At 65.9% G+C, this 25,481-nt stretch carries 24 protein-coding genes, 2 tRNA genes and 1 pseudogene; 14 read left to right on the top strand and 13 right to left on the bottom strand.

Annotated features, from left to right (window positions below; all coding sequences use genetic code 11):
* Window positions 1–54 precede the first annotated feature (54 nt).
* On the top strand, window positions 55–363 hold the full coding sequence (locus ACU0AG_RS12835; RefSeq protein WP_482782674.1) for a chorismate mutase: 309 nt from the start codon (window positions 55–57) through the stop codon (window positions 361–363).
* Window positions 364–367: 4 nt separating this feature from the next.
* Here the strand turns inward: ACU0AG_RS12835 and ACU0AG_RS12830 are convergent, their stop codons facing one another.
* The 6 genes from ACU0AG_RS12830 to ACU0AG_RS12805 all read right to left on the bottom strand — a co-directional run bounded on the left by ACU0AG_RS12830 (window position 368) and on the right by ACU0AG_RS12805 (window position 5,348).
* Window positions 368–1,279 (bottom strand): hypothetical protein, encoded by a 912-nt coding sequence (locus tag ACU0AG_RS12830; RefSeq protein ID WP_482782673.1) that lies wholly within the window; start codon window positions 1,277–1,279, stop codon window positions 368–370.
* Window positions 1,276–1,899: a sigma-70 family RNA polymerase sigma factor gene (locus ACU0AG_RS12825; protein WP_482782672.1), complete on the bottom strand. Its 624-nt coding sequence runs from the start codon at window positions 1,897–1,899 to the stop codon at window positions 1,276–1,278. Before ACU0AG_RS12825 ends, ACU0AG_RS12830 begins: the two co-directional genes overlap by 4 nt.
* 93 nt (window positions 1,900–1,992) lie before the next feature.
* On the bottom strand, window positions 1,993–3,336 hold the full coding sequence (locus ACU0AG_RS12820; protein WP_482782741.1) for a sensor histidine kinase: 1,344 nt from the start codon (window positions 3,334–3,336) through the stop codon (window positions 1,993–1,995).
* 118 nt (window positions 3,337–3,454) lie between these two features.
* A complete protein-coding gene (locus ACU0AG_RS12815) occupies window positions 3,455–4,132 on the bottom strand; it encodes a response regulator transcription factor (protein WP_482782671.1) in 678 nt (225 codons plus the stop codon).
* Between the two features lie 111 nt (window positions 4,133–4,243).
* Window positions 4,244–4,558 carry a PepSY domain-containing protein gene (locus ACU0AG_RS12810; protein WP_482782670.1) on the bottom strand — a complete coding sequence of 105 codons (315 nt, stop codon included), beginning with the start codon at window positions 4,556–4,558 and terminating at the stop codon, window positions 4,244–4,246.
* A 49-nt stretch (window positions 4,559–4,607) separates the two neighbouring features.
* On the bottom strand, window positions 4,608–5,348 hold the full coding sequence (locus ACU0AG_RS12805; protein WP_482782669.1) for an SIMPL domain-containing protein: 741 nt from the start codon (window positions 5,346–5,348) through the stop codon (window positions 4,608–4,610).
* Between the two features lie 105 nt (window positions 5,349–5,453).
* Here ACU0AG_RS12805 and ACU0AG_RS12800 point away from each other — a divergent pair, with 105 nt between their 5' ends.
* Window positions 5,454–7,298, top strand: a complete 1,845-nt coding sequence (locus ACU0AG_RS12800) for an ABC-F family ATP-binding cassette domain-containing protein (protein ID WP_482782668.1) — start codon at window positions 5,454–5,456, stop codon at window positions 7,296–7,298.
* Window positions 7,299–7,308: 10 nt separating this feature from the next.
* On the opposite strand, the gene ACU0AG_RS12795 is transcribed toward ACU0AG_RS12800, so the two are convergent.
* Window positions 7,309–7,794 carry a DUF6456 domain-containing protein gene (locus ACU0AG_RS12795; protein WP_482782667.1) on the bottom strand — a complete coding sequence of 162 codons (486 nt, stop codon included), beginning with the start codon at window positions 7,792–7,794 and terminating at the stop codon, window positions 7,309–7,311.
* A gap of 135 nt (window positions 7,795–7,929) precedes the next feature.
* Here ACU0AG_RS12795 and ACU0AG_RS12790 point away from each other — a divergent pair, with 135 nt between their 5' ends.
* Both ACU0AG_RS12790 and ACU0AG_RS12785 read left to right on the top strand, forming a co-directional pair.
* Window positions 7,930–8,508 (top strand): helix-turn-helix domain-containing protein, encoded by a 579-nt coding sequence (locus ACU0AG_RS12790; protein ID WP_482782666.1) that lies wholly within the window; start codon window positions 7,930–7,932, stop codon window positions 8,506–8,508.
* A gap of 25 nt (window positions 8,509–8,533) precedes the next feature.
* Complete coding sequence (locus ACU0AG_RS12785) at window positions 8,534–9,715, top strand: glycosyltransferase (protein ID WP_482782665.1); 1,182 nt, start codon at window positions 8,534–8,536, stop codon at window positions 9,713–9,715.
* On the opposite strand, the gene secF is transcribed toward ACU0AG_RS12785, so the two are convergent.
* Genes secF through yajC form a run of 3 tightly spaced genes read right to left on the bottom strand, consistent with a single transcriptional unit; the run spans window position 9,691 to window position 12,705 of the window.
* The gene (gene secF / locus ACU0AG_RS12780) at window positions 9,691–10,704 is read right to left on the bottom strand and encodes a protein translocase subunit SecF (RefSeq protein ID WP_482782664.1); all 1,014 of its coding nucleotides are present in this window, start codon (window positions 10,702–10,704) and stop codon (window positions 9,691–9,693) included. The two genes, ACU0AG_RS12785 and secF, sit on opposite strands and share 25 nt — an antisense overlap.
* 13 nt (window positions 10,705–10,717) lie before the next feature.
* Window positions 10,718–12,316 carry a protein translocase subunit SecD gene (gene secD, locus ACU0AG_RS12775; RefSeq protein WP_482782663.1) on the bottom strand — a complete coding sequence of 533 codons (1,599 nt, stop codon included), beginning with the start codon at window positions 12,314–12,316 and terminating at the stop codon, window positions 10,718–10,720.
* A gap of 59 nt (window positions 12,317–12,375) precedes the next feature.
* Complete coding sequence (gene yajC / locus ACU0AG_RS12770) at window positions 12,376–12,705, bottom strand: preprotein translocase subunit YajC (RefSeq protein WP_482782662.1); 330 nt, start codon at window positions 12,703–12,705, stop codon at window positions 12,376–12,378.
* A gap of 296 nt (window positions 12,706–13,001) precedes the next feature.
* Between yajC and ACU0AG_RS12765 the strand changes: the two genes are divergently transcribed.
* The 3 genes from ACU0AG_RS12765 to ACU0AG_RS12755 all read left to right on the top strand — a co-directional run bounded on the left by ACU0AG_RS12765 (window position 13,002) and on the right by ACU0AG_RS12755 (window position 14,485).
* Window positions 13,002–13,078 (top strand) — tRNA-Pro (locus ACU0AG_RS12765).
* A gap of 177 nt (window positions 13,079–13,255) precedes the next feature.
* Window positions 13,256–13,331: transfer RNA gene (locus ACU0AG_RS12760), tRNA-Thr, on the top strand.
* Between the two features lie 149 nt (window positions 13,332–13,480).
* Window positions 13,481–14,485: an XdhC family protein gene (locus ACU0AG_RS12755; RefSeq protein ID WP_482782661.1), complete on the top strand. Its 1,005-nt coding sequence runs from the start codon at window positions 13,481–13,483 to the stop codon at window positions 14,483–14,485.
* A gap of 26 nt (window positions 14,486–14,511) precedes the next feature.
* Here the strand turns inward: ACU0AG_RS12755 and ACU0AG_RS12750 are convergent.
* From ACU0AG_RS12750 to ACU0AG_RS12740, 3 genes and pseudogenes are all read right to left on the bottom strand, one after another.
* Window positions 14,512–15,015 (bottom strand): annotated as a pseudogene (locus ACU0AG_RS12750) (nucleotidyltransferase family protein); the annotation flags it as partial.
* Between the two features lies 1 nt (window position 15,016).
* Window positions 15,017–17,284 (bottom strand): xanthine dehydrogenase family protein molybdopterin-binding subunit, encoded by a 2,268-nt coding sequence (locus ACU0AG_RS12745; protein WP_482782660.1) that lies wholly within the window; start codon window positions 17,282–17,284, stop codon window positions 15,017–15,019.
* Window positions 17,284–17,766, bottom strand: coding sequence for a (2Fe-2S)-binding protein (locus tag ACU0AG_RS12740; protein WP_482782659.1), 483 nt, complete (start codon window positions 17,764–17,766; stop codon window positions 17,284–17,286). The genes ACU0AG_RS12745 and ACU0AG_RS12740 overlap by 1 nt, the downstream gene beginning before the upstream one ends.
* Before the next feature lie 220 nt (window positions 17,767–17,986).
* Here ACU0AG_RS12740 and ACU0AG_RS12735 point away from each other — a divergent pair, with 220 nt between their 5' ends.
* From ACU0AG_RS12735 to ACU0AG_RS12705, 7 genes are all read left to right on the top strand, one after another.
* The gene (locus tag ACU0AG_RS12735) at window positions 17,987–20,059 is read left to right on the top strand and encodes a TonB-dependent receptor plug domain-containing protein (RefSeq protein ID WP_482782658.1); all 2,073 of its coding nucleotides are present in this window, start codon (window positions 17,987–17,989) and stop codon (window positions 20,057–20,059) included.
* A gap of 52 nt (window positions 20,060–20,111) precedes the next feature.
* On the top strand, window positions 20,112–21,014 hold the full coding sequence (locus tag ACU0AG_RS12730; protein ID WP_482782657.1) for an HpcH/HpaI aldolase/citrate lyase family protein: 903 nt from the start codon (window positions 20,112–20,114) through the stop codon (window positions 21,012–21,014).
* 69 nt (window positions 21,015–21,083) lie between these two features.
* Window positions 21,084–21,497 carry a holin family protein gene (locus ACU0AG_RS12725; RefSeq protein WP_482782656.1) on the top strand — a complete coding sequence of 138 codons (414 nt, stop codon included), beginning with the start codon at window positions 21,084–21,086 and terminating at the stop codon, window positions 21,495–21,497.
* Window positions 21,498–21,536: 39 nt separating this feature from the next.
* Window positions 21,537–21,977 carry a type II 3-dehydroquinate dehydratase gene (locus tag ACU0AG_RS12720; RefSeq protein ID WP_482782655.1) on the top strand — a complete coding sequence of 147 codons (441 nt, stop codon included), beginning with the start codon at window positions 21,537–21,539 and terminating at the stop codon, window positions 21,975–21,977.
* A gap of 107 nt (window positions 21,978–22,084) precedes the next feature.
* The gene (accB, locus tag ACU0AG_RS12715) at window positions 22,085–22,597 is read left to right on the top strand and encodes an acetyl-CoA carboxylase biotin carboxyl carrier protein (protein ID WP_482782654.1); all 513 of its coding nucleotides are present in this window, start codon (window positions 22,085–22,087) and stop codon (window positions 22,595–22,597) included.
* Window positions 22,598–22,602: 5 nt separating this feature from the next.
* Window positions 22,603–23,949 (top strand): acetyl-CoA carboxylase biotin carboxylase subunit, encoded by a 1,347-nt coding sequence (gene accC / locus ACU0AG_RS12710; protein WP_482782653.1) that lies wholly within the window; start codon window positions 22,603–22,605, stop codon window positions 23,947–23,949.
* A 220-nt stretch (window positions 23,950–24,169) separates the two neighbouring features.
* On the top strand, window positions 24,170–25,480 hold the full coding sequence (locus ACU0AG_RS12705) for an NAD(P)/FAD-dependent oxidoreductase (RefSeq protein ID WP_482782652.1): 1,311 nt from the start codon (window positions 24,170–24,172) through the stop codon (window positions 25,478–25,480).
* The last annotated feature ends 1 nt before the right edge of the window (window position 25,481 follow it).

Raw genomic sequence — 25,481 nt, 5'->3', positions numbered from 1 at the left:
AGGGCGGCCCCAGCGTGCTTGGCAAGCGCAGAATTGCTGCTAGTTTCGCGCCCGATGTCTCACGAAGCGCAACCCACCCACCAGCCCGATCCGGTCCTTGCCGGATTTCGCAAAAGCATCGACAATATCGATGCGGCGCTGATCCACATGCTCGCCGAACGGTTCCGGATCACGCAGGCGGTGGGCGAATACAAGGCCCGGGCCACCTTGCCCCCAGCCGATCCCGATCGCGAGGCGCGGCAGATCGCACGGCTGCGCAAGCTTTCGGAAGAGGCAGACCTTGATCCGGAATTCTCGGAAAAGTTCCTGCGCTTCATCATCGATGAAGTGATCCGCCACCACGAGCGCGCACAGGCGGGATAGCCGGTCAGGATTCCGGTTCTGCCGGCTCCACCGGCTGGGTCGGGGCATCGGGCGCGGCATCCGGCTGATTGCGGGCTTCACGGCGTGCGCGGAATTGTTCGATCAGCGCGCGGCGCTCTTCCGGCGGGAGCTGGCGCAAGGTCTCGCGGCGCCGTTCGGGTGTCATGGCGCGCAGCCGCTCGATCCGCTCGCGCTGGCGGGTGCTCTGCTCCTCGCGCATGGGGCGCAGGATGTCTTCGCGGGTCACGGCCTCGCCGGATTCGATCTTGCGCTGAAGCTCCTCGCGCCGTGCAGCCAGCTTTTCATCGATCTGCTGCTGGCGGCGGGCTTGCGCCTCTTCCATCCGCTGGCGCAGGCGGGTTTCCTGTTCAGGGGTCGGCAGGGGTTGACCGGCAGCGCGGCGGCGCTCGATGGCCTGTGCGATCCGCTGTTCGGCCTGCTCGCGGCGGGCCTCGGCCCTTCCCTGGCGAACCTCGTCGATCCGGCGGAACGCCTCGCCCAGCTCTTCCGGTGTGTCGATTGGCCCGACGATCTCGACGGCGGCAACGGCTTCGGGCGTGGGTTTGGCTGGGGTGGGAGCTTCCGCAGCTTTGGAGGCTGCGGCGGCAGGTGCGCTGCCGCTGATGCTCGCCAACATTGTCTGCGGCGAGGGAACGGCGATGTCGAAGCGTTCGAGCAATCCGGTCGCCGCAGCTGCACTCGCCAGAGCGCCAAAACATGCCGCGCCCAGCACGATCCGGCGCCCCAGCCGCCAGCCGCGCCCGCCGCCAGCACGGCGCAGCGGTGGCAGCGATGCAGGACGCGCCTGCGCATTGGCCACCACCCGGTCGGCAAAACCGGAGCTGAGCGGCGGCACCGGATAATCATCCAGCGTCCGCGCCAGCGGGCTGCCCGCCATAATGGGATCGACGCTCATGCCGCTTCCCCTTCACTGCCAGCCGCGAATGCCTTGCGCAGCGCAATGCGCGCCCGCAACAGCAGCGATTCGAACGCCTTGATGTTCATGTCGAGAGCCTCGGCAGCAGCAGCATTGGGCAGTTCCTCGTAATAGGTCAGCACGATCGCGGCGCGCTGGCGCTCCGGAAGGGCGGCAATCAGGGCACGGGCGCTGCTGTCGCGCTGCCCGCTTTCGATCAGGGCATCGGCGAGCGGGGCTTCATCCTCGCTATCCGGTACTTCCCCGCCCGACAGCCGGCGGGCCCTCCGCAACCGGTCGATCGCGAGGTTGGTCACCACCCGGTTGAGCCACCCGCCGAGCCGGAGCGTCTCACCCGCGCGGCTCCCCGCCGGATGACGGGCCGCCATCACCGGGGCATGATCCCAAAGCCTGAGCATGGCATCCTGCACGATATCCTCCGCCTCGTGGGTATCGCCGGTCATGCGATAGGCGATGCGGTGCAGCGTCCCGCCATGCAGCGCAATGACTTCGCGCAGGGCCTCGGCATCGCGCGCCGCCAGCCGCGCTGCCAGCATCGCATCCGTTGGCGAAGCAGCGCCCGGAAAGGCGTGGTTCGATGGCTCGCGGCGTGCGGTCATGTCTGCGCGCAAATGGCCCTGTGTGCTGGTGCGTTTCGCTGTGTGTTCGGGTTCAAAACGCGGCTGGCGGCCAAACCCTTCGCGCCTTGCCCGTCAATCGGCACGCGGCAGCCGCAATTCGACCAGCAGCCCGCCGAGATCCTCGCTGGTGCCGAGCGTGACGGAACCGCCATAAATTTCCGCCACATCGCGCACGATCGCAAGGCCAAGGCCGGTGCCCGGCTTGTCGGTATCCAGCCGCACGCCGCGGTCGAAGATGCGGGTGCGTTCGGCTTCGGGAATGCCGGTGCCGTCATCCTCGACCCAGATCAGGCACATTTTCGGATCATGCGGTGCAGCGTCATCATCGGGATCGATGGTCACGAACACCGAGCCCCCGCCATACTTGGCCGCATTCTCGATCAGGTTGCCGAGCAATTCGTCAAGATCCTGCCGTTCGAGCGCGACCGCCGCGGTCTTGCTGCCCGCGATGTCGAGGCGCCCCTGCGGATAGAGCCGTTCGACCGCACGGCGCACCGCTTCGGCAGAATCGCGCACATTGGTGCGGGCATGGCCGACAGCACGGCGGCCGACTGCGCGGGCACGGGCGAGATGGTGGTCGACATGGCGCTGCATCGTGCGCGTCTCGCGCATCACCGCCTCACCCAGATCGGGCGCGCGCGCTGTCGCCGCATTGGTGAGCACCGTCAGCGGCGTCTTCAAGGCATGGGCGAGATTGCCCGCGTGGCGGCGCGCTTCTTCCGCCTGCTTTTCCGAATGGTCGAGCAGCGCGTTGAGCTCGTCAACCAGCGGCTGCACTTCCAGCGGCAGCGGTTCGGTAATCCGCCCTGCGCCAGTTGTCCGCAGGTTCTGGATCGCCGCCCGCACCCGCCGCAGCGGGGAAAGGCCGTAGCGGATCTGGAGCAAGGCCATCACCAGCAGGCCAAGGCCAAGCACAGCGAAGCTCCAGATCAGGATCAGCCGCACCCGCCCGATCTGGGTATCCATCTGCTCGGTCGCGCTGGCGACAGCGAAGGTCCAGCGGGTGTCGCTGCCGGGCAGGATCACCGTGCGCTCGGCAATCCGCAGGGGTTCGCCTGCAAACTGGGCCGAGTTGTAGAAGTGCGCCTCGCTGTCGAAATGCCCGTTTTCCTCGATCACGCCATGCAGCTTCAGCGTGCGGTCCCACAGGCTGCGTGAAGGCCAAGGATCGTAATCCCCGCCGCTGATCTGCCAGTAGAGCCCGCTGCCCGGCTCAAGGAAACGCTGGTCGCCCAGTGTGCGGTAGAAATAGACCTCGCCGCTCGGATCGATCTCGGCCGAGGCGATCATCGCAGTGAGGATGTATTCGAGCTGCTCGTCGAAATTGGCCTCGACCTGCGAGGTCAGCGTCCGTTCGAGCGCGATTCCGCCGCCCAGCAGCAACACAAAAATCCACGCCGCCGCGATAAAGCCCATGCGCCGCGCCAGGCTGGCGCGTTGTGGCTGGCGGGCGGCGGGAATGGAGGGCTCCGGCACGGCAACGGCCCCGCCCTCGGGCAAGGCCGTGCGCACATCGCCGCCGCTTGCCGACGCCTCAGGCGCGCGGCTGATCGGCGGGGTCGTCGAGGCTGTAACCGAGGCCACGGATGGTCGTAATCACGTCTGCGCCAAGCTTCTTTCGGATGCGGGTGACGAAGACTTCGATGGTGTTCGAATCGCGATCGAAATCCTGATCGTAGATATGCTCGATCAGTTCGGTGCGGCTTACCACCTTGCCCTTGTGGTGCATCAGGTAGCTGAGCAGCTTGTATTCCTGCGCGGTCAGCTTCACCGGCTCACCCGCCAGCGTGACGCGGCCCGAGCGCGTGTCGAGCCGCACATCACCGGCGGTGAGTTCGGACGAGGTATTGCCCGATGCACGCCGGATAAGCGCACGCAGACGGGCGATCAGCTCTTCGGTCTGGAACGGCTTGGCAAGGTAATCGTCGGCCCCGGCATCAAGTCCGGCGACCTTGTCGCTCCAGCTGTCACGCGCGGTGAGGACGAGCACCGGAAAGGTCCGCCCTTCGCGCCGCCACATGCCGAGCACGGTCAGCCCGTCGATTTCGGGCAGACCGAGATCGAGCACCACGGCGTCATAATCCTCGGTCGAGCCCATGAAATGCCCGTCTTCGCCATCGGCCGAAAGGTCGACCGCATAGCCCTGCCCTTCCAGCGTCGACTTCAGCTGCGCGCCGAGTGTCGGTTCGTCTTCGACGATCAGAATGCGCATATTCCACCAGATTCCCGTGTTGTGATTGTGTGGGTCGTGCTCTTTCGGGACAAGGGCGTCAAGCAAGCGCCCTGCACTAGCCCCCGATCTTGGCGCGCTGCGCCGGCCCTGTCAGCGCGATCGGCCGATGATGCGGCCCGTGCGGGCATCGACATCGACATAGGTCACGCGACCCTCGCGGATGAACTTGAGACGGTATGCCCGCGCCGTCGAATCGTAAGCCGGGCCAAGATATTCGCTGCCCTGCATCTGCGGCAGGATGCGCCGTTCGATCTCGCGCAGGGAAAGCTGCGTTCCGGCCTGCGCCTCGCGCCGTGCCTCACCCTGATCGCCGCGCAACTGTTCCTGCGCAGAAGCGGGCGCGACAAGCGCTGCGAGCGCCGAAGCGGCAACAATGCCAAGCGAGAGAGAGCGAAGCGGTTTCATGACACGTCCATGCCTAGCGGTCGTCCATTGAACAAGCCGTGAATAAGGATCACGGCGCGGCAGGGGTGCCGGATTTCACCAGTTGATAGGTCACGGCAATGCTGACCCCGGTCGAAACCATGCCCGGCTGCACCGGCGGCACAGCATCGGCAGAGGCGGCCAGTTTGACCAGCCCGAGTTCCGGCATGGCGCCGCGCCCTTCCATGTTCTCGGTGATGGAAAGCACCCGCGCATCATCATAGCCGAGCATCGCCGCATAGGCCCTGGCCTGCGCGCCGGCCCGCGCCATCGCCCGCTGGCGCGCGGTATCCCTCGCAGCGTCCTGGTTATCGATGGCAAAGCTCGGTCCGCCCAGATCGGTCGCCCCGGCTTCAACCAGCGCGTCGAGAACCCGCCCGGTGTCATCCACCTTGCGCAAGATCACGCTGACGCGGTTCGCTGCCTGATAGCCGCGAAACACCGGTCGCCCCGCATCCTGACTGTAATCATACTGGGCGTTAAGGCTGATCCCGGTGGTCTGGATGTCCTTTTCAGCCACGCCCAGCGCCTTGATGCGGGCGATGACCTTCTGCATTTCCGCCGAGTTGCGCCGCAGCGCCTCGGTCGCGGTGGGGGCCTCGGTGGTCACGCCTGCACCGATGGTGGCGATGTCGGGCGCGGCATCGACGCTTTCGTAGATGTTGAGCTCGACCACCGGGCCGCTGGCGTCAATCCGCACATCGGGGGCGGCCTGCGCGGTCATGGGCAGTGCGGCAGAGGCGGCGGCGAGCAGGACAAGAGCGGTGCGCATGGGCAATATTCCTCCGTTATGCCGCGCCTTTGCGCTCCGCCAGCTTTCGCTGCACTGAACCGCGCTCTTGTGGCTTGGCGGCCAAGCCCCTAGGTGGCGCATCCCATGGCACAGCCCCCCATCTTCTCGCTCGAAGGCATCGCCCTGCAACAAGGCGGGCGCTGGCTGTTCGGTGGCCCTACCCCGACCAGCGGTGCGGAGCCGATCGATCTTCACGTGCTGCCGGGTGACCGGCTGGCGCTGATTGGCCGCAATGGCGCGGGCAAGACCACGCTGCTCAAGATCATTACCGGCAAGATCGAGGCCGATCGCGGAGCGCGCCGGGTCAAGCCGGGCGCGCGGATCGTGTTTCTGGAGCAGGAGCCGGATTTCTCCGGCGCGGCAACGCTGATGGACTTCGCCCTCGGCGGCGAGGATGCCCCTGCCGCGCACGAGGTGGAAGCCATCGCCGGGCAGCTCGGCATCGATATGAGCCGCGAGGCCGCGACCGCCAGCGGGGGCGAACGCCGCCGCGCTGCCATCGCCCGTGCACTGGCGCAGGAGCCCGATCTGCTGCTGCTGGACGAGCCCACCAACCACCTTGATCTGGGCGCGATCGACTGGCTGGAGGATTGGCTGACCCGTTACCGCGGCGCATTCATCACCATTTCCCACGACCGCACCTTTCTCACCCGTCTGACGCGCGCGACGCTGTGGCTCGATCGCGGCACTTTGCGGCGCAAGGAGATCGGCTTCGGCGGTTATGAAGCGTGGGAAGAACAGGTCTATGCCGAAGAAGCCCGCGCCGCCGAACGCCTTGATGCCAAACTGAAAATCGAAGCGCACTGGCTGGAACGCGGGGTCACGGCCCGGCGCAAGCGCAATCAGGGGCGGCTGGAAAAGCTCTACCAGATGCGCGCTGTCAGGGCGGCGATGATTTCGGGCGCGGGGACGGCCAAGCTGAAGCTGGCCAGCGATGATGATTTCAAGTCAAAATCGGTGATCGTTGCGGAAGGGATTTCAAAGACATACGGCGAACGGCCGATCATCAAGCCGTTCAGCCTGCGGATCCAGAACGGCGACCGCATCGGGATTGTCGGCGCGAATGGTACGGGCAAGACCACCCTGTTGAAATTGCTCACCAAAGAGCTTGATCCCGACACCGGCAGCGTCACCCATGCACGCACGCTTTCGGGGGTGATGATCGACCAGCAGCGCAAGATCCTCGAACCGCAGGCGACCGTGCGCCAGATCCTTGCGCAGGGGGGGGACTGGATCGATGTCCGGGGGGTGCGCAAGCATGTTCAGGCCTATCTGAAGGACTTTCTGTTCGACCCCGGTCTGGTCGATACCAAGGTCGGCATCCTGTCGGGCGGAGAACGTTCGCGCCTGTTGCTCGCCCGCGAGTTTGCACGCACTGCCAACTTGCTGGTGCTGGACGAGCCGACCAATGATCTCGACCTCGAAACCCTTGATCTGCTTCAGGAAGTAATCGCCGATTTCGAAGGCACGGTGCTGATCGTCAGCCACGATCGCGACTTCCTCGATCGCACTGTCACAGTCACGCTCGGCCTCGACGGGTCGGGCAAGGTGGACATTATCGCCGGTGGCTATGCCGATTGGGAAGCGAAGCGCAAACAGGGGTCTGGCGGGGGTCAAGCCGGGGTCAAGGCGGGGTCTGGAGGGGGTCAAGCGCGGTCTGGCGGCACCCAAGCCGCCCCTGCCCCGAAACCCGCCGCGCCCGCCAAACTTTCCTACAAGGACCAGCGCGATTACGAGATCCTGCCGGCCCGGATCGAGGAACTCGAATCCATCATCGCCCGCGGCGAAGCCTTGCTGGCCGATCCCGAACTCTACACCAAAGACCCCCAGCGGTTTGCGACCATCTCGCAAGGCATCGCCAACGCCCGCGCCGAAAAGGATGCGGCGGAAGAACGCTGGCTGATGCTGGCAGAGCAGGTCGAGGGGTAACCAGCACCGGTCAGGTGATGCGGTAAAACTCCGCCACCCGTTCCAGCGCGATCTTCAGCACCAGCTTGCCGCTGCGCGCCGGCCAGCCGAGGGTCTTTTCGGCATCGGGCAAGGTCTCGCCCGCGCATACCACCCGCCACAGCACATCCTCCAGTCCCCTGCCCGCCGCCCTGATCGCCCCGTCGAACCGCTGGCGCGCGGCGACCTGCCGTTCGCTGGCGGAAAGGCCGCGCTCGCCAGTGGATTTCACCCGCACCGGATCCCAGCGCATGGTGATGCTGGCGGGCAGCGCGCTGCGTTCGTAATCGGCCCGCAATTGCTCGCCCGCGTCAAGCAGCCGGTCGGACAGGTGGCCGCGGGCGTGGAGCCAAACCAGCGGGCTTTCAGCAAGGTTGACCGTCACCGTGCGCGCCGGACGCTTCCCTGCAGTCTGGCCCGCAACCCTGCGGCGCGGGCCTTCGGCGGTCAGTTCCCGTTCGACCAGTTCGCGCTTCATACCCTGTCCTTTCCGGTTGCTGTGGGATTGCGACTTGCCAAGGGCGCACATCTGTAGGAAAGAACAAACCAATCCGGTTAATTCAAAGCCGCGGGTTTTTAGTCCCCCTACCGGTTCGCCACTTGAGGGAATGTCATGTCCAACCGCATCCGCGACATCCGCAAGGCCAAGGGGCTGACGCTGGCCGATCTCGCCGCCGCCTGCGATCCGCCAACCACCGCGCAGACCATCGGCAGGCTCGAAACCGGCATGCGCAGCCTCTCGCTGACATGGATGAACCGCATCGCCGCAGCGCTCGGCGTCGATCCTGCCAGCCTGATGCGCACCGAAGCCGCCGCTTCGGCGATGATCGTGGCAGAACTCGCCGCAAGCGGTGCCGAGGCGCTCACCGCCCCGCGCGAGGCGGTCTTGCCGAGCGAACTTGCGGGCGAGGATGGCCCCGCCCCGCTGGTGCTGTCGGTCAGTGCCAGCGTGGGGGAATACCGCCCCGGCGATCTGGTGTGGCTGCGCCAGCTTCAATCCGACAATATTCTGGGCGCGATGAACCGCGATTGCCTTGTCCCCCGCCCCGGCGGACGCTTTGCCTTCGGGCGGCTGATCGACCGGCGCGGCTCGCTGGTCGGGCTGCTGCCGCCCGGCGCAGGGCAGAAACAGGTGGTGGTGGAAAATCCCGCGTGGATCGCAGTCGCCTTCATGCTGGTCAGGCCGCTTTAACCCCGCGCTGGTAGAGGTGCCGCCCGTGAAGCACGTTCTTGCCCTCTCGACGCTCTATCCCAACGCGGTCAATCCGCGCTTCGGCACCTTTGTCGCACGCTCGCTGGAGGCACTGGCGAAACGCGGGGACTGGCGGGTGACGCTGGTCAACCCGATCGGCCTGCCTCCGCTGGCCCTGGGCCGCTACCGCCCGCTGGCCGATCTTCCGGCGGTGAGTGTGGAAGGCGGCATCACCGTCCACCGCCCGCATTTCACCCTGATCCCGCGCATCGGGGCGCGCCGCAACGCTGCCGCGATTGCCCGCGCAGTGCTGCCGCTGGTGCGCCGCATCCACGCCGAGACCCCGATCGACATGCTCGACGCGCAGTTCTTCTTCCCCGATGGCCCCGCCGCCGCCGCGATTGCGAGGGCCACCGGCCTGCCGCTGTCGATCAAGGCGCGGGGGAGCGATATCAGCTTCTGGGGCGAGTACGGCTTTGCCCGCGAACAGATGCTGGATGCGGCTCGCACCGCCACCGGCCTGCTCGCCGTAAGCCGCGATCTGGCCGGGCAAATGGCCGCAATGGGCATGGATGCCGGCAAGATCACGATCCACTACACCGGCCTCGACCGCGACCGGTTCCGCCCTTTCGGCCACGAACATCTGCGCAGCCAGCTTTCGCGCGAGCTGGGCTTTGCCATGCCCGATAACGCCCCCCTGTTCGCCTGTGTCGGCGCACTGATCGAGCGCAAAGGTCAGGGCATCGCCATCGCCGCGCTGAAAGCCTTTCCCGATGCCCGGCTGGTCCTGATCGGCAAGGGCGAAGACGAGGCGCGCCTGCGCGCTCTGGCGGCCAGCGAAGGCGTGGAGGCCCGCGTCCATTTCGCCGGATCGATCGACCATGATCTGATGCCGCTGATCCTGTCGGCCGCCGATGTGATGGTGTTGCCCACGGTGAGCGAGGGGCTGGCCAACGCCTGGGTCGAGGCGCTGGCCTGCGGCACCCCGGTAGTGACCACCGATGTCGGCGGCGCGCGCGAGTTGATCACCTGCGATACCGCCGGGCGGCTGGTGGAACGGTCAGTCGAAGGGGTCGTCGCAGGCATCAGGGCGGTGCTCGACAACCCGCCCCCGCGCGAGGCGGTGGCCGCGCTGACCGACAGCTTCAGCTGGGATGCCAACGCCGCCGCGCTGGCGGCGCATTACGAGGGGTTGTTGTCAGGCTGACGCCTGAGCAGACCTCCCGCCCCGCGGGCGACCTTTTCCTGCTGGTCCATCTTGCTTTCCTGCGGGATGAAGCTGTCCGAAGTCACCCCCATCCAGATCAGCAGCGGCCCGGCCATGTAGATCGACGAATAGGTGCCGATGAACAGGCCCGCAGTGATCGCCGCGACCATGCCGAACAGGCTCGGCGGGCCGAAGATCAGCAGCGGGATCAGCGCGACGAACAGCGTCAGCGAGGTCATCACCGTGCGCGCCAGCGTCTCGTTGACCGACAGGTCGAGCAGCTCCCCCAGCGGCATCTTGCGATACTTCTTCAGGTTCTCGCGGATACGGTCATAGACCACGATGGTATCGTTCAGCGAATAGCCGATGATGGCGAGGATCGCAGCGACGATCTGGAGGCTGAATTCCATCTGCGTCAGCGCGAACAGGCCCACTGTCACCGATACGTCGTGCACCAGCGCGAACATCGCGCCGACGCCGAACTGCCATTCGAACCGCACCCAGATGTAGATCGACACGGCCGCCATCGCCGCCAGCAGCGCGAGGATCGCCTGATCGCGGAACTCGCCCGCGACCTTGCCCGAAACCGTGTCGTTACCGTCGGTGCGAGCATCGGGATATTCGGCGGCGACCGATGCGATCACCTTGGCCCCGATCGCGGTGGCCGCGCCCGGCGTTTCCTCGGCCCCTTCGGGCAGCGGCACGCGGATCGACACCTGATTGGGGGCGCCGAATTCCTGCACCACCGGCTCGCCATAGCCGAGCCCGCCGACCAGTTCGCGCAAGGAGGCGATCGGCGCGGTCTCGCGCTCTTCAAAGGTCATGCGCACTTCCTGGCCGCCGGCGAAATCGACCCCGAAATTGAGGCCGTTGACCAGCACCGCGGCCCAGCTTCCGACAATCAGCACAATGCTGAGCACGAAGAACGGGATGCGCAGTTTCAGGAACTTGATGTTGGTGTTGTCGGGGACAAGCTTCAGGAGTTTCATGGACGCTTGCTCCTCAGATATTGATGTCGGTCGGGCGCGTCTTGCGCAGCCAGTTGGCGACGAACAGGCGCGTCAGCGTCACGCCGGTGAACACCGATGTCGCGATGCCGATCACCAGCACCACCGCAAAGCCCTTCACCGGCCCCGATCCGAACGCGAACAGCGCCACGCCGGAAATGACGTTGGTGAGGTTGGCGTCCCAGATCGCGCGGCTGGCTTCCTTGTATCCGGTCTCGACCGCAGCCACGACCTTGCGCCCCCTTGCGCGTTCCTCGCGGATACGCTCGTTGATCAGCACGTTGGCGTCCACCGCCGCGCCGATGGTGATCACGAAGCCCGCGATCCCCGGCAAGGTCAGCGTGAACCCGCCCAGCGCCATGATGCCGAGCAGCATCAGCACGTTGAACACCAGCGCTACCGTCGCATAAACGCCGAAGCGGCCATAACTCGCCACCATCAGCGCGATCACCGCGAAGCTGCCGATCATCATCGCCAGCAGGCCCTTGCGGATCGAATCCGCGCCGAGATCCGGCCCGACGGTGCGTTCCTCGACCACCGCCAGCGGCACCGGCAGCGCGCCAGAGCGCAGCGCGATCGCCAGCTGGTTGGCGCTTTCGGGCGTGAAGCTGCCCGAAATCTGCGCCCGCCCGCCGATGATCGGCTCGTTGATATTGGGGGCCGACAGCACCTGCCCGTCAAGGATGATGGCAAAGGGCTTGCCGGTATTCTCGGTCGTCAGCTTGGCAAACTTGGCCCCGCCCTGTGCATCGAAGGTGATGTTGACGACGTTCTGGTTGGTCTGGGGATCGACCCCTGCCTGCGCGCCCGTCAGGCTGTCGCCGCGGATGCCGCCCAGACGGCGCACCGCCTCGAAACTGCCTTCCTGAGGCGTGCCGGGGGCATAGGGGAAAATCTCGCTGCCCGCAGGCGCGATTCCCGCCTGCACGTTTTCCGGCAGGGCATTGAGATCAACCAGCTTGAATTCGAGCTGCGCGGTCTGGCCCAGCAGGCTCTTGAGGGCATCGGGATCTTCCAGCCCCGGCACCTGCACCACGATCCGGGTGTCGCCCTGACGGATGATCGTCGGCTCGCGGGTGCCCAGTTCGTCGATCCGGCGGCGCACCACTTCGGTCGCGCTGTTCATGGCATCGTCGATCGCCTGATCGACGCCGGCATCGGTCTGGGTCAGCACCATGCGCTGGCCATCGACCACCGCCAGCTCCCACTCGCGGGTGGTGCTCGCGCCCTGCATCACCGGCTCGATCAGCCCGCGCGCACGATCGATATCGCCGGCGTCGTCGAGCATGAACGACAGCTTCCCGTCGCCGGTCGAAACGTCGCCGATGCGGATGCGCGGGGTGGCGTTGCGCATCAGCTGACGGACGGTTTCTTCCATGTTTTCGAGCCGCTGGGCGCGCACGTCATCCGACTTCGCCTCAAGCAGCAGGTGCGAGCCGCCGGCAAGGTCAAGCCCGAGGTTGACCTGCGGATTCGGCAGCGCGGACGGCCAGTCCAGCCCCGACACATTGAACAGCGAAGGCAGCGCCAGCGCCGATGCGGCCAGCGTCAGGCCCCACAGCCAGAGCTTTTTCCAGAGGGGAAATTCAAGCATGTGCGTCTCTATCCCGCGCGCAAAGGGTCAGGTTCGGCAGGGCTGTGCGGCCCGCCGGATCAATCGTTGGCAGGCGTGCCGCCCGGCGGGATGATGTCGCCGATGGTGGCCTTGATCGCCTTCACGCGGACATTGGGGCCAAGGTCGAGTTCGACATAGACGTCGTCAACCTTCACCACCTTGCCGACCAGACCGCCGGCGGTGACCACCTGATCGCCCTTCTTCATCGCGGCGACTTTCTGCTGGTGTTCCTTCTGCCGCTTCATCTGCGGGCGGATGATCAGGAACCAGAAGATCGCGATCATGCCGACAATCGGCAGGAAGCTGATCCATGCCGGCGGTGCAGCAGCTGCACCCGCTCCGGCGGCGGCGAGAAGGTCGAATGTCATAGGTTAAAGCCCGTCAGGATCCCGTGATTGATGCGAAGGGCCAGCGCCCCTGCGTTCAAGTGGGCGCGCCTAGCAGCAATGCAAGGATGTCGCAATCTATCGACCACCTTTGGTGGCGCAGACATCCCTCCTCTATGCCCGCCCCGCCTCTCCACCCGGCCACCAACGATACCATCAGGCTATGGTGGCCGGGCAGGGATGCAGGGCGGGCGGCCTGAATCGCGCCACAGCGCGATTGCCAACAAGGACGCTTGCCAGCCCCGAAACCGCGCCCTATAGGCGCCGCTCCACTGGAACGGGACGTAGCGCAGCCTGGTAGCGCATCACACTGGGGGTGTGGGGGTCGGAGGTTCGAATCCTCTCGTCCCGACCAGTGGTTTCCCCCTCAAATCCGAACAACACCCCTGAACGGCGGATCGCAGGCAATGATCCTGCGCGCTTTTGGCGGCACCAGAACCGGTGCCACAACCGGGCTGCACAAATACCGTTGCCTAGCGCCCGCCCTATGGCTAAAGCGCCCGCCTGCCCAAGGCAACCAACCACAGGGCGCGCCGCTTTAGCTCAGTCGGTAGAGCACATCATTCGTAATGATGGGGTCACGTGTTCGAGTCACGTAAGCGGCACCACCTCCCATTTCCCGCATGCAGGCGATCCGGCTTCGGCCGGAGCCCTTGGCTTCGAGCAACTTGCCAAGTGTCCGTCGTGCGCAATTGCCCCGGCAGGTGGCGGAGGATAGGTTGAACCCTCACCTCTCGCCGAAAGCCTGATTGCACCCATGAACCCCTCGCGACTTGCCGCTGCGATCGACGATATCCGCGCGCCGCTGCTGGCTGTGCGTGAGCGCGCCGCACGGCTGGCGATTGCCACATTGGTCGAGGTCGATGGCTCTGCGCCGCGCGATCCAGGGGCGCAGATGCTGGTCACGGATGACGCATTCTGGGGATTTCTCTCGGGCGGTTGCATCGAGGCTGATGTTGCCCGGCACGCCCGCGAGGCGATGGACGAAGCGGCGCCGCGCCTGCTGCGCTATGGCGATGGCAGTCCGTGGATCGACATCAGACTGGCCTGCGGCTCGGGGATTACAGTGCTGGTCGAACCCGTGTTGCCCCGCGATCCGGCGCTGGCCGCTCTGTGCGACAGCTTCACCACGCGCCGCCCGTTGCTGTGGTCGAGCGATGGAACACAGCGGAATGCTCTGCCCGCAGGCGATTCGGCGGCGTTTGGCTGGGATGGCAGCCGGTACGCCCGAACCTTCCTGCCGCCCTTGCGGCTTGTCCTGATCGGCGAGGATGGCGCGGCTTTGACCGCTGCGGCACTGGCGCTGGAAATGGGCTGGGAGGTGGCGCTGGTTACTCCCGGCGGGCCGGTCGCTCCGCCCCTGCCCGGCCTTTCCTGTTACCGCAGCGATCCGGCAGACGCGCTGGCGACCATCGGCCCCGACCGCTGGACCGCGATCGCCGTGCTCTCGCACGACCGCGAGGATGACGAGCGCGGGCTGGCAGCAGCGCTTGGCAGCGAGGCCTTCTATGTCGGGGCCATCGGCGCGCGGGCGCGGCTGGAGGGCCGCCTCGCACGGTTGCGCGGGCACGGGGTGAGCGAGGCAGACATTGCCCGCCTGCGTGCACCCATCGGGCTCTACGGCTTCGGCAAGGCCCCGCGTGCGGTCGCGCTTTCGCTGGTGGCGGAGGTGGCGCAGGCGTTCCACGCGTGCTCGGCTGCGGCAAGATCGGCGGCGGTATCAATGTCAAGCAATGCACCGGCATCGTCGGTATCGACATAGGCGAGCGCCCCGGCACGCTGCTTCAGCAATGCGGTGGCACCCTGATCGCCGGTGAGCCCGCGCAGATCGGCAAAGGCGGTGCGGGTGAAGGCGACGGGGTGGCCGGGCTTGCCTGCAACAAGCGGACGGGCAGCGTAGCCGGCCCTTGCCGCAGCTTCGATCAGCTTTCCCGTCAACGGGAGCGGCACCAGCGGCATATCGCCAAGGAACACGCAGACGCCGGGCGATTCTGGCGCAATCGCGGCAATGCCGCAGCGCAGGGTTGCAGCCATCCCCTCTGCCCAGTCGGCAGCATGGAGAATGCGGCACGGGAGACCTTCCAGCGCGGCCACCACCCCGGTGTGGCTCGCGCCGGTCACCACCAGCGCCTCGGCAAAGCCTGCGGCCGCGATCCGTTCGGCAACGCGGCGGATCAGCGGAGCACCCGCCAGCGGTGCGAGCAGCTTCGTCCCGTCCCCGCCCCCGCCGAAGCCACTGTCAAAGCGCCGCCCTGCCCCACCGGCAAGGATCAGCGCCGTCCAGCCGTGCAACTTACGCCTTTGCCTGCGTCAGCAATGGCAAGGTGCGGATGCGCTTGCCCGATGCCGCCGCCAGCGCATTGGCCAGTGCAGGGGATGCAGGCGGCAGGCCGGGTTCGCCGATCCCGCCGGTTTTGGCTCCGCTCTCGATAAAGTGCACGTCGATCACCGGCGGTGCCTCGGCCAGTTTGAGCACGGGGTAATCGGCGAAATTGCTTTCCACCACCGCACCCTTGTCGAGCGTAACCTGCTCGCCGATGGCGGAGGACAGCCCCATGATCAGCCCGCCCGCGATCTGCGCCTCGGCGTTAAGCGGGTTCACCGTTGTGCCGCAATCGACCACGGCGAAGGCCTTGAGCACCTTCGGACTGCCGTCCGCATTGACGCTGGCCTCGACCACCTCGGCAACGATGGTGCCGAAGCTTTCGACAATCGCGATCCCGCGTCCGACGCCCTCGGGCAGCGGTGTGCCCCAGCCGGCGCGCTTGGCCACCATATCGAGTGCGGCGCGATGCCGCGAACCTTCGGGCAGGTGCTTGCGCCTGAACTGGTAGGGATCCTCTCCCGCAGCCGCCGCCAGTTCGTCCATGAAGCTTTCGGTGTAGAACCCGATCTGGGTCGCGTTGACCGACCGCCACGGCCCGTCGATCTGGTTCGACTGATAGGCGAAGTGGCGGCGCGAGGTCGCGGGGATGGCGTAGATGAAGGGCACTTCGCCCTCGGCATTGCCGCTTTGGACATAATCCATCCGCATCGCGGTGATCTGCCCGCCTTTCAGCGCCGCTTTCAGCCCGGCAGAGGATTGCGGACGGTAGGTGCCGTGGCGCACCTCTTCCTCGCGGCTCCACACCAGCTTGACCGGATAGGGCAGCTGCTTGGCCAGCACCGCCACCTGATCGATGATCTCGACCAGATCGGGGAAACGCCGGCCGAAGCCGCCGCCCATGATCATGGGATTGAAGATCACATCGCCAGGTTCAAGCCCCGCCGCCTTGGCCGCCTTGGTGCGGGTGCTGAGCGGGTCTTGCAGTCCGCCCCAAAGGTGCAACTTGCCGTCCCTGAAATGGCCGGTGAGCGCGAACGGCTCCATCATCGCATGGTGGAGGAACGGCACGCGGTATTCGGCCTCGACCAGCGTCGCGCCCGATGCGCCGAAGGCTGCATCGACATCGCCCTCGCCGCCTTCGTTGTCAGGCTCCCCGCCCGCCTTGCGCAGCTTTTCCTGCGCGGCATAGACCGACGCGGTCGAAACCGCCGCATTGCCGCCGTCGCTGAACTTCGGCGAGAGTGCCTGCAGGCCCTTTTGCGCCTGCCAGTATCCCTTGGCGACGACGATCACGGCATCCGGCAGCTTCACCACCTTCTCGACACCCTTCACCGCCAGCGCCGGCGCTTCATCGACCGATTCGAGCGTGCCGCCGCGCACCGGCGCCATCGCAATCGTGGCCACGCGCATATCGGGCAGCGTGAAATCGATCCCGTAGACCGCGCTGCCATCGACCTTGGCCGGAATATCGCGCCGCGGCACCGGCTGGCCGATCAGCTTCCACTGGTCGCGGGTCTTGAGCACCGGATCGCCGGGGAGCGAACGCTCTGCCGCACCGGCTGCCAGTTCGCCGTAGCGCAGCGACTTGCCCGATCCGGCGTGCGTGACGGTGCTGTTGGCAGTCGCAAGTTCGCTCTCCGGCACGCCCAGCCGGTCAGCCGCTTCGGCGATCAGCGCGGCGCGCACGGCCGCACCGGTCTTGCGCATCCCGACTTCGCCGGTGAAGCGGATTGCCGAAGAACCGCCAGTGATCTGGAGCGGCATGGCGCGGGCCATCATGCCGATGATCGCATCGGGTAGCAGGCCGGCCACTGTCTCGCCCGCCATTTCCGGCAGAAAGCCCTTGGCCAGCGCCGCATTGGCAAACGCAAGGTCGGCGGGCGCCTGTTCGATTGCCACCTTCGCCCAATCGGCATCCAGTTCGTCTGCCAGCATCTGCGCGAGCGCGGTGTGCGACCCCTGACCGAAATCGATGTGCGGGGAATAGACCGTCACCGTGTCATCCTCGGCGATCTTCATCCAGGTCAGGAAGGCGTGTTCGCCCTCGCCTGCGGTCAGGGCCTTGGCGGTCTTCTTGTAGCTGCCATCGGTCCACCACACGCCGAAAAGGCCGCCGCCCACCAGCAGCGCCGAACCGGCGAGGAAGATGCGGCGCTTCACGCCCTTCTTTTTCGGCTTTTCCGCCGGGGCATCGGCTTCGGGCAGATCGAGTTCGGGATTAGGATTGTCCGCCATCATGCCTCTCCCTGTGCCTGCGCCGCGGCCCGGCCGGTCGCCGCGAGGATTGCCTTGCGAATGCGCGGATAGGTGCCGCAGCGGCAGATATTGGTCATCGCGGCGTCGATCTGTTCGTCAGACGGCGCGCCGACCTGATCGATCAGCGCCACGGCGGCCATGATCTGGCCCGACTGGCAATATCCGCATTGCGGCACCTGCGCATCGATCCATGCCTGCTGCACCTTGTGGAGGGTGCCGTCAGCAGCCTTCAGCCCCTCGATGGTGGTCACAGCCTTGCCCGCAATCTCGCTCACCGGAATGCTGCACGACCGCGTGATCGCGCCATCGACATGCACGGAACAGGCCCCGCAGGCCGCGATGCCGCAGCCAAACTTGGTGCCCGTCATCCCCAGGTCATCGCGCAGCACCCACAGCAGCGGCGTATCGCCCTCTGCCTCGACGCTGACGTCCTTGCCGTTTACCGTGAAGCCGATTGCCACCGCGCCTGTCCCCGTTGTTGAGATGCGTCCTGCATAGCAACCTGTTGGCGCGCGGGCCATGGGAAAGACGCGGGGCATGCCCGCCCGCCCGGCTGCCCGCCTTCACGTTCGTCGAATGCCAACACCGCTTTGACGAGCGCGGCGGCGGCAACCTATCGACATTGCGAAACAATTGCGGTCTGGGCGGCCGATGACATTGTGCCCCCGACGCTTCTCTCTCATGCTGTCCGTAGCGGCCTGCGCCCTCGCGCCGGCCCTGCCGGCTGCCGCGCAGGATATCCCCACCGAGCCTGCGCCGGATGCCAATGCGGGCGGGGCTGCATCAACCACCCGCAGCACATTCGCACCGGAGGATTTCGCCCGCTTCGCCCCGCGCAACGCGCTCGACATGGCGCGGCAGGTGCCGGGCTTTGCCATCCGCGCAGGCGATGGCGCGCGCGGGCTGGGGCAGGCCGATACCAATGTGCTGATCAACGGGCGGCGCATTTCGGGCAAGTCCAACGGCCCGGTCGAAGCGCTGCGGCGCATATCGGTCGAGGATGTGGTGCGGCTTGAACTGGTCGACGGGGCCAGTCTCGAAATCGGCGGGCTGACCGGTCAGGTGCTCAATATCGTCACCAGGTCGAGCGGGCGGGTGACAGGGCAGTTCCGTTATTCCCCCGAATTCCGCAGCTTCGGCACGCCTGCGCGGCTGCTGAACGGGCAGGTCGCGCTGGCAGGCGGCGGGGCCAAAAGCGAATGGACGCTGGCGCTGCGCAACGATTCGAACCGACGCGGCAACGAGGGCTTGGAAGAGGTCTTCGACGGCGCGGGCACGCTGGTGGCGCTGCGCGACGAACAGGCCAATTTCAATTCCGACCGGATCAGCCTGTCCGGCTCGTTCACCCGCAATGCCGATAACGGCAACGTGCTGAACCTGACGGGCCAGACACAGGGCTTTTTCTTCCGCGAGCGCGAGATTTCGGCCCAGTCCGCGCCCGGTGCGGCGATAGACCGCCTTCGCACCCTGCGCCGCACCGAGGACGAATTCAATTTCGAACTTGGCGCCGATTACCAGTTCGCGCTCGGCCCCGGAAAGCTCAAGCTGATCGCCTATCATCGCTATGAAGACAGCCCCTTCACCAATGCCGTGGTGGCGGAATTCACCAGCGGCGCAGCGCCGCAAGGCTCGCTGTTCGTGCAGGATGCCGACGAGGGCGAGACGATCCTGCGTTCCGAATACACCTTCGGCGCGGGCGGCGGAAACCTCGTCGCGGCGGTGGAAGGCGTGCGCAACTTCCTCGAAATCAACTCCGCGCTCGAAGTGCGCGATGCGGCAGGCGTGCTGCGACCAGCCCCCTTGCCGGGTGCGAGCGACCGCGTCGACGAGGACCGCATCGATGCCGGTCTCACCTTCAGCCGCGCGCTGGCAAAGAACTTGCAATTGCAGCTGTCGGCAGGGGGCGAGTATTCACGGCTCAGCCAGGCAGGACCGGCGGGCCTGACCCGCACCTTCTGGCGGCCCAAGGGCTTTGCCGCGCTCGACTGGAAGGCGGCCCCTTCGTTCAACCTTGCAGGCCGGATCGAGCGTGTGGTCGGCCAGCTCGATTTCTTCGATTTCATCGCTTCGGTCGATCTCGATCAGGATCGCGAGGACGTCAGCAACGCCAATCTCGTGCCCGAACAGAGCTGGGTTTACGAGCTGGAGGCAAGCTGGCGGCTGGGCGCGCTCGGCAACATCAACCTGCGCGGTTTCGTCGAGGATATCGAGGATATCGTCGACCAGATCCCGATTGCGGGCGGCGGGCAGGCACCGGGCAACCTTCCCTCGGCGCGGTTCTACGGGCTCGAAGGCAATGCCACGCTGCTGTCCGACCGGCTGGGGTGGAAAGGTTCACGGCTGGACGTGACCGCCTTGTGGACCGAAAGCGAAGTGCGCGATCCGTTGCTGGGCTCGCTGCGCGAGGTTTCGGGCAATGATCTGTTGGAAATGAACGTCAGCTTCCGCCATGATGTCCCCGCGACCGACTGGGCATTCGGCGGAACCACCGACTGGCAGATCAACGCCCGCGAGGTGCGGCTGGACGAGGTCTTCCGCAACCAGCCGAGCTTCGGCTTTGTCACGGCCTTTGTCGAAAACAAGGATGTCGCGGGCATGACGCTGCGCGCCCGCGTGGGCAACCTGCTGGGCCAGCGCGACCGGTTTGCCCGCACCGTCTTTGCCGACCGCGCCGCCGGCCTCGTCGCATTCAGCGAGCGGCGCGACCGGCGCTTTGGCACGGTTTTCAGCTTCGATGTCGAAGGGTCTTTCTGAGGCTTGTCGCGGGCGGGTCCGCTTCGTAAGCGGGGGCTGAGAGGAAACCGTCATGCCCCACACCGCCGCCCCCCTTCCCCGCATGCGTTCATGGCTGTTTGCGCCGGGCGACAGCGAGAAGAAGATGGGCAAGGCGATCGGCGGGCCTGCCGATATCGCACTGCTCGATCTGGAAGATTCGGTCGCGCCGGAAAACAAGCCGGCGGCCCGCGCCATGGTGGCAGAGGCAATCGCGGCCAGCGACAATCGCGCAAGGCTGTGGGTGCGGATCAATCCGGTGGCCACCGCCGATTGCATCGCCGATCTGGTCGCAGTGATCTCCTCGCGGCCGGGCGGCGTGTTTCTGCCCAAGGCCGAAGGGTCAGCGGATATCACCCGGCTGCACCACTATCTCACCGCGCTGGAGGCCGCCAACGGCATTCCGCAGGGCCGCACGTTGATTGCTGCGCTCGTCACTGAAACGGCGGCGGCGATGTTCAAGACCGGCGATTATGTCGGCGACTTCCCCGGCAAGGCGCGGCTGGTGGCGATGAGCTGGGGAGCGGAAGACCTGTCCTCGGCATTGGGTGCGCGTGAACAGCGCGGACCGGACGGCGAATATTCGCACACCTACGAAATGGCGAGGAGCCTGTGCCTTGTCGGCGCGTCGGCGGCGGGGGTGGCGGCGATCGAGACCGTGCAGCCCGAATTCCGCGACCTCGAAGCGCTGGCCGCGCGTGCGCAGCGGGTCCGGGCGCAGGGCTTCCGCGGGATGCTGGCGATTCACCCCGCGCAGGTTGAACCGATCAACGAAGCCTTCACGCCAAGCGCCGAGGAACTCGCCCATGCCCGTGCCGTGGTGCAGGCTTTCGCCGACCATCCGGGTGCAGGCGTGGTGGCATTGGACGGCGCGATGCTCGACCGCCCGCATCTGCTGCTGGCGCAGCGGTTGCTGGCCGAAGCAGGCGCAAATTAGGTTAAATCATTTTCCTACTTTAACCGGATTGGTCATTTTCCTGCGACTCGCAGCCAAGGAGCGCACCACATGGCCATTCTCGACGTCCTGATCGGCCCCATCGCCTCGATCATCGACAAGATCATCCCCGACAAGGAAGCCCGCGCGAAAGCCAAGCTGGAGTTGATCGCGCTTCAGGGCACGCAGGAAATGCAGATGCTGGAAACGCAGCTGCGGGCGATCGTTGCCGAGGCGAATTCGAGCGACCCGTGGACCAGCCGCGCGCGCCCCAGCTTTCTCTACGTGATGTATGTCCTGCTGCTTGCCTCGCTGCCAATGGGGTTGCTCTCCGCCTTCAACCCCGTCGCCGCGCGCGAGATCGCGGCGGGCATGAACGCCTATCTCGCGGGCCTGCCCGAGCCGCTCTACGCCCTGTTCGGCACTGGCTACCTCGGCTACACGGCGGCGCGCCAGTGGGGTAAGGTCAAGGGTGTGGACCGGTAGGCCTTCCCCACCCTCGCCCTTCCCGCTATCCGCACCGCCATGACCAACCTTGTCTACGTCCTCAACGGCCCCAACCTCAATCTCCTCGGCACGCGCGAGCCGGAGATCTATGGCACCACCACGCTCGACGATATCGCCGGGATGCTGGAGGACCGCGCCCGTGAACTCGGACTCGAAATCGAGATGCGCCAGACCAATCACGAGGGGATGCTGGTCGACTGGCTGCACGAGGCGCAGGCCGAAGGGGCGCGCGCGGTGCTGCTCAATGCGGCGGCCTACACCCACACCTCCGTCGCGCTGCTCGATGCGATCAAGGCGATCAGAACGCCGGTGATCGAAGTGCACCTGTCCGCCCCCAAGACCCGCGAATCCTTCCGCCACCTCTCCTATGTCGGCATGGCCGCAGCCATGACGGTCGAGGGTCACGGCGCGGATTCCTATCGCATCGCACTCGAAGCCGTAGCGTCGGGCGAGGTCTGATCCGTCACCAGACTTTCACAATTTGCAGCCTTTGCCACTTGCCAGCCGCAATTCGCGGCAATAGTCCCCTCCGCTCTACGGGCGATACACAATAACAAGGGACAAACATGGCAAACGACGGTGGCCAAGGCAGCAAGTCGAACGGGCGCAAGTCCGGCATGAACATCGACACCGCGCTGGTGCGCGAGCTGGCCGAACTGCTCAACGAAACCGGCCTTACGGAGATTGAGGTCGAGGACGATGATCGCAAGATCCGCGTATCGCGCGGGGCGGTGGCCGCTGCTGCGCCGGTCTATGCCGCAGCCCCCGCGCCTGCTGCTGTTGCCGCACCGGCACCTGCTGCCGCTGCACCGGCGGCACCCGAACCTGCCGCCGGTCCCGATATGACCAATGCGGTCAAGTCGCCGATGGTCGGCACCTGCTACCTCGCGCCGGAACCGGGTGCGGCGAACTTCATCGCGGTCGGCAAACCCGTCAAGGAAGGCGACACCCTGCTGATCGTCGAGGCGATGAAGGTGATGAACCCGATCACCGCGCCCAAATCAGGCACGGTGACCGCCATCCTGATCGACAATGCCCAGCCGGTCGAATTCGACCAGCCGCTGGTCGTGATCGCGTAAGAGCCATGGGCATCAAACGCATCCTGATCGCCAATCGCGGCGAGATCGCGCTGCGCATCCACCGCGCAGCGCATGAAATGGGGATCGAAACGGTCGCGGTGCACTCCACCGCCGATGCCGACGCCATGCATGTGCGGTTGGCCGACCATGCCGTGTGCATCGGCCCGCCGCCGGCTGGCGAATCCTATCTCAACATCGCCAACATCATCTCTGCCGCCGAAATCGCGCAGTGCGATGCGATCCACCCGGGCTACGGCTTCCTGTCGGAGAACGCCAAGTTCGCCGATATCGTCGAAGCGCACGACATCATCTGGATCGGCCCCAAGCCCGAACATATCCGCACCATGGGTGACAAGGTCGAGGCCAAGCGCACTGCGGGCGCTTTGGGCCTGCCGCTGGTGCCTGGCTCCGACGGCGCGGTCAGCGATTTCGACGAGGCGCGCAAGATCGCCAAGGACATCGGTTATCCCGTGATCATCAAGGCCGCCAGCGGCGGCGGCGGGCGCGGCATGAAGGTGTGCGAGAGCGAGGACAAGCTCGAAACCCTGATGCAGCAGGCCGGCTCCGAAGCGAAGGCCGCTTTCGGCGATGCCACGGTCTATATCGAGAAATATCTCGGCAACCCGCGCCACATCGAATTCCAGGTGTTCGGTGACGGCAACGGCAACGCGATCCATCTGGGCGAGCGCGACTGTTCCTTGCAGCGCCGCCACCAGAAGGTGCTGGAAGAAGCCCCCTCCCCCGTCATTTCGGCCGAAGAGCGGATGCGGATGGGCGAAGTCTGCGCGCAGGCGATGCGCGACATGGGTTATCGCGGCGCGGGCACGATCGAGTTCCTGTGGGAAAACGGCGAGTTCTACTTCATCGAGATGAACACCCGCCTGCAGGTGGAGCATCCGGTGACCGAGCTGATCACCGGCGTCGATCTGGTGCGCGAGCAGATCCGCATTGCCGAAGGCCGCCCGCTTTCGGTGACGCAGGACGAACTCGAATTCCACGGCCACGCGATCGAGTGCCGGATCAATGCCGAAGATCCCTTCACCTTCGCGCCCTCGCCCGGCCTCGTGACCTATTATCACGCGGCAGGGGGGATGCATGTCCGTGTCGATTCAGGGCTTTACGCCGGATACAAGATCCCGCCCTATTACGACAGCATGATCGCCAAGCTGATCGTTTACGGCCGCACCCGCGAAGGCTGCATCATGCGGCTCCGGCGTGCGCTGGAGGAAATGGTGGTCGAAGGCGTGAAGACCAACATCCCGCTGCATCAGGAACTGCTGCGGCAGGACGATGTGCTGAACGGCGACTATTCGATCAAGTGGCTGGAAAAGTGGCTGGAGGAGCGCGGCTAACGCGATCCGGTGCAATTTTGCTGCACCGCAACACAAATCGGCTTTGACAGCGGGCGGAGAGGTTGGACCTTTCCGCCCGCTTCGTTATGGCAAGGAAGGCCTCCCCTTCGAGAACATTCATGCCTTGCTGCCAGCAGCATGAATTGACGCGATTTTGTTTTGCTGTCCGGCTATGACCCGTGACGGGATTGCGCGGCACAGCCGCACGAAGGAGTGATGGATGAACCGCAAGACCCAGATTGTCGTCGTCGGCGGAGGTGCGGGCGGACTGGAACTGGTGCGGCGGCTCGGCGCGAAATACGGGCGCAAGGCGCACGACATCATCCTCGTCGACAAGAACCTCTCCCACATCTGGAAGCCCCTGCTGCACGAAGTGGCGGCGGGATCGCTCGACGCCAATCTCGATGAAGTCGGCTATCGCGGCCATTGCCACCGCTGGGGATACCGCTTCTTTCAGGGCAGCCTTGAAGGGATCGATCGCGAAGCCAAGACCATTCGTCTGGCGCCGGTCAAAGACGAGGACGGCAGCGAGCTGATCGCAGGCCACACCATCCGCTACGATATCCTTGCCCTGGCGATGGGATCGGTTTCCAACGATTTCGGCGTGCCGGGGGTGAAGGAGCACTGCCTCTACCTCGACAGCCGCGTTCAGGCCGACCGGTTCCGCACCCGCCTTCTCAACCACTGCCTGCGCGTCAGCCGGGCGATGATGAACGACCCCACCGCCAACGAACAGGTGCGTGTCGCCATCGTCGGCGGCGGCGCGACAGGCGTGGAACTGGCAGCCGAGCTCTACAACGCGGCTGGCGCACTGCGGCACTACGGGCTGGAGGTTTTCGACGAGAGCCGGATGCATGTCACCCTGCTCGAAGCCGGCCCGCGCATCCTGCCCGCTCTGCCCGACAAGCTGGCCGCCGCCGCGACCTACGAACTCGGGCAGCTTGGCGTGCAGGTGCGTCCGGGCGTGCAGGTGGTCGAAGCCCGCCCGCGTCAGCTGATCACCAAGACGGGCGAAGTGATCGAGGCCGATCTGATCGTCTGGGCCGCCGGGGTGAAGGGCCCGGATTTCGTATCGGGACTGGGGCTGGAGACCAATCCGCGCAACCAGATCATCGTCACCGATACGCTCCAGACCACGGTCGATCCGTCCATCTTCGCGCTCGGCGATTGCGCCAGCTACACCCCGCCCGGCGAAGACCGCCCGATCCCGCCACGCGCGCAGGCTGCGCACCAGATGGCGGGCACGGTGTTCGACAATATCGTGCGGATGCAAAAGGGCCGTCCGCTGGCGCACTTCACCTATCACGACAAGGGATCGCTGGTCTCGCTCAGCCGCTTTTCGACCGTTGGGAGCCTTATGGGCAACCTGATCGGCGGGAGCATGGCCATTGAGGGTCGGCTGGCGCGGTTCATCTACACCTCGCTCTACCGCCTGCACCTGATCGGCATCCACGGCTGGATCAAGGCGACCTTCCTGATGCTGATCGGCCGCGTGAACCGGATCGTGCGACCGCGGCTGAAGCTGCACTGAC

Source organism: Erythrobacter sp. RANMB8 (assembly GCF_056848235.1).
Note: the sequence above shows the minus strand (reverse complement) of the source record. Positions and strands in the feature narration are given on the sequence as shown.